12 protein-coding genes are annotated in these 9,554 nt (G+C 47.7%); 7 read left to right on the top strand and 5 right to left on the bottom strand.

Annotated elements, in window-relative coordinates:
* The 3 genes from SGI98_04290 to SGI98_04280 form a co-directional block, all read left to right on the top strand.
* A partial coding sequence (locus tag SGI98_04290; protein ID MDZ4742622.1) for a Xaa-Pro peptidase family protein occupies window positions 1-863 on the top strand: 863 nt, incomplete at its 5' end.
* Window positions 864-946: 83 nt separating this feature from the next.
* A complete protein-coding gene (locus SGI98_04285) occupies window positions 947-1,738 on the top strand; it encodes a hypothetical protein (protein MDZ4742621.1) in 792 nt (263 codons plus the stop codon).
* Window positions 1,739-1,756: 18 nt separating this feature from the next.
* Entirely contained in the window at window positions 1,757-1,945 is a 189-nt protein-coding gene (locus SGI98_04280) for a hypothetical protein (GenBank protein ID MDZ4742620.1), read from the top strand.
* Window positions 1,946-1,995: 50 nt separating this feature from the next.
* Here SGI98_04280 and SGI98_04275 read toward each other — a convergent pair whose 3' ends face one another.
* Window positions 1,996-3,288 (bottom strand): C39 family peptidase, encoded by a 1,293-nt coding sequence (locus tag SGI98_04275; protein MDZ4742619.1) that lies wholly within the window; start codon window positions 3,286-3,288, stop codon window positions 1,996-1,998.
* Between the two features lie 17 nt (window positions 3,289-3,305).
* Entirely contained in the window at window positions 3,306-4,313 is a 1,008-nt protein-coding gene (locus SGI98_04270; protein MDZ4742618.1) for an aspartate-semialdehyde dehydrogenase, read from the bottom strand.
* 97 nt (window positions 4,314-4,410) lie between these two features.
* Here SGI98_04270 and SGI98_04265 point away from each other — a divergent pair, with 97 nt between their 5' ends.
* Window positions 4,411-4,902, top strand: a complete 492-nt coding sequence (locus SGI98_04265) for a L,D-transpeptidase (protein MDZ4742617.1) — start codon at window positions 4,411-4,413, stop codon at window positions 4,900-4,902.
* 167 nt (window positions 4,903-5,069) lie between these two features.
* On the opposite strand, the gene SGI98_04260 is transcribed toward SGI98_04265, so the two are convergent.
* The 3 genes from SGI98_04260 to SGI98_04250 are packed head-to-tail and all read right to left on the bottom strand — an operon-like array spanning window position 5,070 to window position 7,803.
* Window positions 5,070-6,839, bottom strand: coding sequence for an ABC transporter ATP-binding protein (locus SGI98_04260; GenBank protein ID MDZ4742616.1), 1,770 nt, complete (start codon window positions 6,837-6,839; stop codon window positions 5,070-5,072).
* Between the two features lie 32 nt (window positions 6,840-6,871).
* Complete coding sequence (locus tag SGI98_04255; GenBank protein ID MDZ4742615.1) at window positions 6,872-7,570, bottom strand: PHP-associated domain-containing protein; 699 nt, start codon at window positions 7,568-7,570, stop codon at window positions 6,872-6,874.
* 11 nt (window positions 7,571-7,581) lie between these two features.
* The gene (locus SGI98_04250; GenBank protein ID MDZ4742614.1) at window positions 7,582-7,803 is read right to left on the bottom strand and encodes a hypothetical protein; all 222 of its coding nucleotides are present in this window, start codon (window positions 7,801-7,803) and stop codon (window positions 7,582-7,584) included.
* 161 nt (window positions 7,804-7,964) lie between these two features.
* On the opposite strand from SGI98_04250, the gene SGI98_04245 reads away from it, so the two are divergent.
* The 3 genes from SGI98_04245 to SGI98_04235 are packed head-to-tail and all read left to right on the top strand — an operon-like array spanning window position 7,965 to window position 9,544.
* Window positions 7,965-8,393, top strand: coding sequence for a polymer-forming cytoskeletal protein (locus SGI98_04245; GenBank protein MDZ4742613.1), 429 nt, complete (start codon window positions 7,965-7,967; stop codon window positions 8,391-8,393).
* A 28-nt stretch (window positions 8,394-8,421) separates the two neighbouring features.
* A complete protein-coding gene (locus tag SGI98_04240) occupies window positions 8,422-9,201 on the top strand; it encodes a polymer-forming cytoskeletal protein (GenBank protein ID MDZ4742612.1) in 780 nt (259 codons plus the stop codon).
* 40 nt (window positions 9,202-9,241) lie between these two features.
* On the top strand, window positions 9,242-9,544 hold the full coding sequence (locus SGI98_04235) for a Dabb family protein (GenBank protein ID MDZ4742611.1): 303 nt from the start codon (window positions 9,242-9,244) through the stop codon (window positions 9,542-9,544).
* The last annotated feature ends 10 nt before the right edge of the window (window positions 9,545-9,554 follow it).

Here is a 9,554-nt window from a genome sequence, read left to right as displayed (position 1 = left end):
CCTATTTGCTCCGCCAGCGCAAGTTGCGCGAGATTCATGTCCCGCCGGATTTCCCCCTTCGCTTGGCCGAGCAACTCAATGAACAGGACATCTGGCTTGTGAGTACGGATAAACTTTTTCCCGAACGGGAATTTAAAAGTGCTCTAGAAGTGAAGGCTGTCGAAGGGGCCTTGCGGATGACCGAGGCAGGCTTAAAGGCAGGAATCGACTTGATCAGGAATGCGCAAATTGTCCGCAAATCCCTTACCTTTGAAGGGAAAAAATTAACCAGTGAAAGAGTGCGCGCTGAGATTGATGCCACCATCATCCGGCTGGGAGGTTTGCCCGCGCATACGATTGTCGCCGGTGGAAATCAGGCGTGTGACCCCCATGAAAGGGGATTTGGTGTACTCCGTCCGCATGAGACGATCATTCTCGATATTTTTCCGCGTGAACAGAAAAGCGGTTATTTCGGGGATATGACCCGGACAGTAGTTCGTGGCAAAGCCTCTGAAAAAGTAAAAAAAATGTACCAAACAGTTTTTGAAGGCCAGCAAATGGCCCTTCGCAAGATGCGCCCCGGTGCCGATGGGCGGCAGATTCATGATGAAATTAAAGAATATTTTACCCGGCAAGGGTTCCCCACGGGAATAAAAAAAGGTCGGCAAAGTGGTTTTTTCCACGGGACCGGCCATGGCGTGGGCCTTGAAATCCACGAATCCCCCCGTTTTGGCCTGACAACATTCAAGCCCGGCCAAGTCATTACCGTTGAACCAGGTCTTTATTATTGGGGAGTCGGGGGTGTGCGGATTGAGGACATTGCCTTAGTAACCTCCAAAGGGAACCGCCTTTTATCAGATTTTCCATATCAGCTGGAAATTTAGGGGCTTAAGTAAAATCTTTTAATAGGTTGACAGGCTTCGGGATTTGTTTTTTAAATATGTAAAAATTTACATTTACAATTCTTATGTCGATAGTTGGAAAGATTTTTAGCATCATTACTCTGGTTCTCGTCCTCATCGCAGGATACCTCAGTTTCGTCGTATTTAACAAACGGACTGCGGATACGCAAACGATTGCCCAGAAAGTCACACAGGTACAACAAGCTGAGGCTGAGGTTAAGAAAAAATCAGAAGAAGTGGTGACTGCATTAAAAGAAGTGGAACAAAAGACATCCGAAGTCCAGGCGGCTGCAGACCTAGCTACAAAAACCAAAAAAGAATATGATGAAGCCCAAAAGAAGGTTTCGGAATTACAGACTCAATTAGGCGGTAAGGATGAAGAGCTAAATAAAGTCAAAACGGAATTCGATACTTACAAAGAACAATTTTCCGGGATGACCCCTGAGCAGGTCCAAGCCCAAAAGGATGAATATGAAAAACAGATCCAGATGTTGGGCGAGGAAAAGGATCTCTTGACGAAGGGATTAGAGAAGGCCAAAACCGATTTGGCTGATCTTGTCGAAAAAGAGGAACGCCGCAAGCAAGGTGTGATGCCGGTGGGAACCCGTGGCAAGGTGGTTTCATTTAATGCCGATTGGAATTTTGTAGTGGTGGATATTGGTGATAAACAAAAAGTTGTTGAAGGTGTCCAAATGCTTCTTTATCGTGGAAATGTCTTGATGGGCCGGGTGAAAATCAGGACAGTAGAGAGGAATTCCAGTGTTGCTGATATTGTGGCTGTCACGGATGCAGCGATGCAGGGCGCCGGACAAACAAAAGTGCTGGACATCCAGCCTGGTGATATTGTGATATTCTAACAACCCATTTATTCCCCTATGAAAACAACAACTAGAATTATTCTTATTTGCCTTTTTATTTCGCTACCTGCTGTTTTTACCGGCTGTAGCAGCACGAAGGACGAACCCGCAGGCAATGGAAACAATGTGTCTTCCATTCCTTGGAACCGCCCCCAGAAATGGGAAGGAAGCGGTGGGATGGGTAACATGGTGCAAGGTTCCCAGTAAACAGGATAGAGGTTTTTTTATCCTGATGGGGTTCATAGAGTCCCGCAAATTCACCATTTGATGGCTTGAATGGCTTTGGATCCCTGAGAGATGGCTCTTCCCGCTTCCCAAGGTATCCACCGTTGAGAATAATCTGGTCCCCAGGAATCTGAATAACAGATTTCACCAGAAGCTTTATTATAACCGACGATGATCCGGATATGGCCTCCCTGTATGTCAGGTTGGAATCCAACAGGTAAACGGTATTTTTTTATAGATGAAGCCCATTCCTTTTGGCCTTTTGATGCCCTTTCGATGGTGAATTGGTTACTTTGAATTTCGATTTCCGAGGTCACGTAAACGCTCCAAATCAGGGGAATGCCTTGATCGATCCATTTTGTGATTTCGTTAAAATTCAGCGGGATATTCTTTTCCATATCCCTTCCTGAACGGCTCAGGAGATCATCTATGGCTTTAGCAAGATTGTCCGTATACGTTCCCCCACCCCTTTCTGTCCCCCCGCAATTTGCAAGCGTATAAAGATCGACATTGAGCCCCAGATACCGGAGGACTCGTTCATAGGTCGCTGGGGCACAATAACCTTTAGGCCCCTGGTCTATCATGGGAATCTGGCTGATGATCACATCCCCATTGTCCCGTTTTTCCACATTTAATTTGAGAAGGATTTTTAGGTCAGCATCCGTTGTTTTATCTCGCGGACGTCCTTGGGCGTCGGCGGTATTTTTTGGCCAGATCCGCAAGGCGATATATTTCTCCGGCTGGACACAGAGTAAAATGGCAATGGTACCGTTATCCCAGCGGTAAACTTTTTCCTTGAGTGAACCGACACCGAAAGAGGATTGTTTTGGATTGCCCAATGCAGCCGTTAATCTATCAAGTAATGATTTTTCCTGTGAAGAGATTTCTTTTTTGAACGCCGCTTCCTGTTCATAGATGACCTTTTGTCTGTCGGCGGTAATGGGGATATCACCAAAGAAATCCCCCTGATTCATGAAGATGAGATTTAATTCAGTCGGGTGCGTGGGGTCACCATAGACTGAGGCCATGAAGGGTTTGATTCCCGCAATTTCGAGTCCTGTCGTCTGATAACTCCTATAGGAACTCAGATATTTGGTTTGGGATTCCGGGGATAATCCCATTTGCCGGGCCAACTGGCCGGCATCCTGTTCCCAGAATTTTTCTTCAAACCAAATATTTTGATTCAGAGCCTTCAGCTTGTTGAATTCCGACTCTTTTCCCTCCGGTGCAGAGACCTCTGCGGAGGGTCCTTGGCTTTCTGGCACGAGGGGAGGCGTTTGCTCTTGGCCTTGTGCGAGGAGTGAAATGAAAACACCCGTTATCATCAGCAGGGAGGATATCCTCACGCAATCAATTCCTCGGCGATTTGCACGGCATTGAGCGCGGCACCTTTGAGGAGCTGGTCGCCGACGACCCAGAAAGTCAGGCCGTTATCAAAAACTAAATCCTTGCGGATACGTCCGACAGCACAATTATCTTTCCCGGAATATTCGATGGGCATCGGATATACTTTATTTGCAGGATCATCAATTAACTCGATCCCCGGGGCATTCGCTAATACCTCACGGGCTGCAGCTACAGTTACGGGCTTTTCAAATTCCGCAGTGACACTGACGGAGTGGGCGCGCAGGACAGGCACGCGCACACAAGTGGCGGTGGCTTTTAATCCAGGCAGGCCCATGATTTTACGGCCTTCATTCTGGAGCTTCATCTCTTCCTTGGTGTAACCATCTTCCAGAAAGACGTCGACTTGGGGCACGACATTGTAAGCAATTTGTTTGGGCAGGACTTTTACAGTCGGGGTTTTGCCTTGGGCGATTTCGGCAATTTGTGATTTAAGCTCTTCCATCGCCTGGGCCCCTGCGCCGCTTGCGGCTTGGTAGGTCGAGATAATGAGCTTTTTGAGGCCGAAAGCTTTGTGGAGGGGATGAACCGCCATTAATGTGATGGCTGTGGTGCAGTTCGGATTCGCAAGAATGCCTTTGTGCCCGGCGACAGCAGCCCCGTTGATTTCAGGCACGACCAAGGGGACTGAATCATCCATGCGGAATGCGCTGGAATTATCCACCACCACAGCCCCGGCTTTTACTGCGATGGGGGCATATTCTTTTGAAATCTCGCCCCCGGCACTGAAAAGGGCGATATCCACTCCTTCAAATGAGGAGGGTTTTAATTCCTCCACCGTGATGTCTTGACCTTTGAATTTGAGCTTTTTTCCGGCGGACCTGGCGGATGCGAGCAGGGTGAGCTTGCCGACAGGGAATTTGCGGCGTTCAAGGGTTTCAATCATGTCGATACCCACGGCTCCCGTGGCTCCGACGATGGCGATGTGAAGGTTTGTTTTTTTCATGAGTATATAGGTGTATTAGTCGATTCAGGACGGGGAATAATTTATTCCACCATTTTGCACGTGAAGAATGACCGGATTTGTTCTAACAATCAAGACTATGTCTTCCACGCAAAACCCTCAAGTCATAAAAATCCTTGTCAATGTGACCTCGCAAACAGTCGAGGTACGTGATCCGCAAGGGGTGGTTTTCCTCCGTTTGCCTGTAGCCACCTCGAGATTTGGTCTTGGCAGTGAAGAAGGAAGTTTCAAGACACCCACGGGGCTTTTTGTGGTAGCCCAGAAAATGGGGGAAGGGTTACCCCTCGGCGCAGTCCTCAAAGGCCGAGAGTGGACGGGACAAATCTGGTCGGCTGGATCTCCCGCGCAATTTGCTCCGGATGAGGATCTGATCCTGACCCGGATCCTCTGGCTCCAAGGCCTAGAGCTGCAAAATGCCAATACCATGGAGCGCTATATCTATTTCCACGGTACTAACCAAGAGTCATTGATTGGAACCCCATCTTCACACGGTTGTATCCGGCTGACGAATCATGACATCTTGACCTTATTCCAATGGGTCACACCCGGGGATATGGTGCAAATTGCGTAGATGAATCCGGAAATGGCTGTCCAAACGCCATGATTCCCTGTCCCTGCGCAAATTGTGTGAGTTTGGGGTTTACCTCCGGACAAATTGCGTGAGTTTCCCCGTTGTTCCTATCATCAGTCTTGCTTTACGGCGGGCCCCGCAGGGGCGAATTGCCACTCTACGGGAAATTAAATCGAAGCTTGGACTTCGATCAGGCGGGCGTATTTGCCTTTGAGGGCGAGGAGTTCCGTATGTGTGCCGCGCTCAATGATCGTACCGTCGTCGATCACGAGGATCATATCGGCTTGTTTGATGGTGCTGAGGCGGTGGGCGATGACAAAGGTGGTCCGGTTGAGCATGAGCTTGTGGAGGGCTTCTTGGATTAATGCTTCAGTGACTGTATCCACACTAGCGGTCGCCTCGTCGAGGATCAGGATGGGGGGATCTTTGAGTAAGGCGCGGGCGATGGAAAGGCGTTGTTTTTCCCCGACGCTGAGCTTGACCCCGCGTTCCCCGACGACCGTGTCGAGTTTATGTGTGAAATCCATCGCGAAATCAAAAGCATTAGCGTCTTTGAGTGATCGGGATAAATCTTCCTCGCTGGCATCCAGGCGACCATACATGACATTGTCACGGATGGTGCCGTTAAAGAGGAAAGGTTCTTGTGAGACCAGACCGATCTGCTGGCGCAGGGCGGTGAGGGTATATTCCCTGTGATCCCTCCCATCGATCATGATCTGACCGCCGGTCACGTCATGGAAACGGGGGAGTAAATTAACCAGTGTGGATTTCCCGGCGCCTGTGGGCCCGACCAAAGCAATGGTTTGACCTGCGTGGGCGGTAAAATGGATGCCATGCAAAGTGAGTTTATCCTCGTTATAACTGAATGAAACGTCATTGAACCGCACGTCCCCTTTTGCCCGGCCATAAGGGTTTTTTGTGGTGGGGCCGACTTCCAAATCCCCAAAAAGGCTGATTGCCGTGGGTTGGTCAACGATCTGGGGTTTTTCGTCGAGGATTTCAAAAACTCTTTTTCCTGAAGCGCGAGCGGATTGGAGGAGTTGGTTAAGGGGATGGAGCCTATTGATTGGTTCATAAAACATATTCAGGAAAAGTAGGAATTTAACGAGCTGGCCGACTTCCATCCGTCCGTCCATGACGTATTTTGATCCGATCCCGAGAATGATGACCAGGCCGGTTGAACGGATGAAATTTGTCAGAGGGGAATAAATCGCCCAGGTTTTCATCAGCTTGAGGACGACCTGGAAATACTGTTTGAGGCGTTCACCAAAACGTTTAATTTCATAATCCTCGCGCCCGAAGGTTTTGATTTGGCGCATGCCCTGGATATTATCATGGAGGAGGGAGGCGAGGTTATCGCGTTTTTTGGCGTTGAGCGAGTAAAGCTTATGGGCCCGTTTTGTATACCATGCCACAGCGAGCGCCAGAAAAGGCATGGGGATCATGGCGTAGAGGGCTAATGTCCAGTTAGTCAGGAAAAGCATGGCCCCGACCCCGAGTATCTGGAGAGCGAGGACTAATCCTTGTTCGGTCCCATCGACCAGGACGCGTTCGAGATTAACGACGTCATCTTGCATCCTGGTCATGATCTGGCCGGTGCTGCGCTCGTCAAAATATTTCACGGAGAATTTCTGGAGCTTCGCATAAAGGTCTAAGCGCAAATCGGCGGCGATGCGTTGTTCCAGAGTGTTATTAAAAATAATCCTCAGTCCGTTCATGATGTCACTGAGGAGAAAGGCGCCGAAGGCTGCGGCAAGGATCGGGATGAATAAGTGATATTCTTTTGCACGGATGACACGGTCGATCATGATCTCCGTGACATTAGGATAGACAAAACCCATCACGGTCGTGGTCAGGGCGCAAAAAAGGGTCAAGACGACCATTCGTTTGTGACCTTTTGCATAAGAGAGGACACGGATGATAGGGGATGTTTTCAAGGAGGCCATGGGAAACGGATCAAGTATTGTTTTTAATGGTTAGGAACACCCAGCACACGCCGGATTTTATCGTGGATCATTCCGGTGATTCCGGCGGTTAACTCATGCACATGGATAGGGCGGTGGGTATTAGTGATTTTATTTTCACGGAGGGAATTAAAAATGGAGGGGATGGAAAGTTCCGGGGAATCAACAAGGCAATAGCTCCGGTTAAGGTTTGGCAGATGGTGGATGTCACCGGTTGCGACGATGGGTTTATTGTATCGCCGGGCCACTCGCACGGCTTTACGGTTAAAATTAAGCGGGCTTAAATAAAAATTACAGTGTTCGATAGCGTCGAAGAGGTCGATATGATCAGTGAGTTTGTGGTGGAGGCATTGTTTCCCCGGAAAGTAAGGATGGGGTGCCATCACGAAAATTTCATTTCCCCTTTTTTCACGCAAATTGCGCAGGGCATTAAAATCCATTTTTCCGGAGACTTCCTGCTCCGTGACGTTATAGAGCAGGACTTCTTTGCCTTCGATCCACTTCTCGATTCCAGGAATCAGTAGGAAATTTTTACTCCGAGCATAATCGTAAGCGGCCTGCCGGGTCAGTAATGAACCGTGCATGGTAATAGCGAGACCGTGGTAACCGTGGGAGATACAAACGTTAATAAGATCTTCAGCCGAATAGGATATGTAATCTTTCGGGTCTTCGTTACAATGGGAATGAAATTCAATTTTCCACACGGCGGCAAAAATCAGTCCAAGTCGCTTAAGAGAACCGAGGTGCGGTCACGGGTGGCGAGTAATTTTGCTTGGGCTACGACCCTGTCGGCAGCGGAGTCAAAACGGTAACCATTACAATTTGGGCAGAAAGCCGCACTTTCACCTACAATAGACTCGCAGCCCTCACAAACCTTGTAATTTTGTGGGGTCGCAATGATTTTTGCAGCTTGTGCAGCCCGCTTTGGGTTAGACATGTCAAAATATTAGCCATTTTAGGAAACTTTTACAACTTTTTACATGTAAAGAGAAAAATATTGTTTAAGAGTTTGAGATTTAGGGCTTTATCACCTTGACACATGGTTCAAAGTGAATTAACAAAAATGCTAGAAAATTACTCAAAGGAAAATCTAAATTTATGCCTCCCGAATTGAACAAAAATTATCTTGCGACTGATATTGAAATTAAAGGAACAATCAAGTTCGCTGCTGACCTGACCTTGGACGGAAAGGTGGAAGGAGAAATCATCTCCGAAGCGGGTCTCCTGACTATTGCTGAAAATGCTGTAGTGACAGGTGAGATCAAAACCAAGTCTGTTATCGTCATGGGCAAAGTCAATGGAAATATTACCGTCACAGAGCGTGCGGAATTAAAAGCCAAAGCCCAACTTCTCGGCGACATTAAAGCCACCCGTTTGGTCATTGAAGAGGGTGCTACAATTGTCGGTAAATCCGAAGTCACGCCCAATAAAGGTGCACTTGGCGGCATCAAACCTTCAGGTGGGACAAGTGGAAATTCTGAACAAGACAGGAAGTCCGTATTTGCCACACCTGCTACGGGTAAATAAAGATTACTTGTAACTAAGCGCACAAACAATGGTTGATCTTTTCTTCTGGCGTTCAAAAAAAGCAATCGACGTGATATGCCCTCATTGTGGGGCACATCAGTCGGAGCCGAAGGATTGTATCTCCACAGTTTGTAAAGGTTGTGGCGGCTATTTTAAGCCAAGCTCCGCCCTCCGGGTCGAGCCACACCACAAGCGCGCGAAAAAAAATGAAAAACGTAGTGTAGAGTGTTTTGCTTGCCACCAACAACTCGAGGTCTCTGATAAACAACTTTCAGCCATTTGTTTTCACTGTGGTCATAATATTGATATGAATGATTACAGTGTGGAGGGGATATGCGCGCGCAATATTGAAACCAAAGGCCATCTCTATGTCGGGGTGAAAGGTCGTCTGGTGGGGGAGAAAGTGGCAGTGGGTTCGGCTGACATACGGGGGAAGGTCTCAACAAAGGATATTTCCTGTGAAGGTGTTTTTGAGCTGCATCCATCGGCGACATTTTTCGGACATTTAAAAGCCCAAACCCTTAAAGTCTTAGAGGGGGCGACTTTCCATGTTGACCGCATGATGGAAGTTAAAAATGCGGAGATCTACGGTAAAGTAAAAGGTAAAATGATTGTCGAGGGTCGTATTTATTTGGCTGCATCAGCGCAAATCGACGGTGATATCGTTGCTGGAGCCGTGGATGCAGAGCCCGGGGCGGCCATCAATGGGTATGTGAATATCAAGAGTGTGCAAAAAGTGGATTTCAAGAAACAGAATCAGCAGGATAATGATGAAAATGATGTCCTTGATTCTGCCATGAGAGCTTGATCTCTGGATTTTATAATTTTTTTTTAAAAGGGTATTGTCTATGATTCACCATGTTATATTTTTTAAAATTAAAGAGAATACCAGCCCTGATAAAGTCGAAGAGATGATTATCGAAACCCGTATTAGGCTTCTAAAAATCCAGGGCGTGAGCAATTTAAGGGTCGGTAAAAATGCCGACCAGAAAAGCCCTTGGCAATTTTTCCTCTCACTAGACTTGGAGAGCATGGAGAGGCTGGCTCTTTATCGCGATGACGCTATTCACCTCAAGTATGTAGAGGATATTATCAAGCCAAATACAATTGACCGCATGGCTCTTGATTTTGAAATCAGTGCAGGGATTTAGGGCTGCTTAT

The organism is Verrucomicrobiota bacterium (assembly GCA_034440155.1).
Taxonomy (GTDB): domain Bacteria; phylum Verrucomicrobiota; class Verrucomicrobiia; order JAWXBN01; family JAWXBN01; genus JAWXBN01.
The sequence above is the reverse complement of the archived record's forward strand: the minus strand, read 5'-3'. Positions and strand labels throughout refer to the sequence as shown.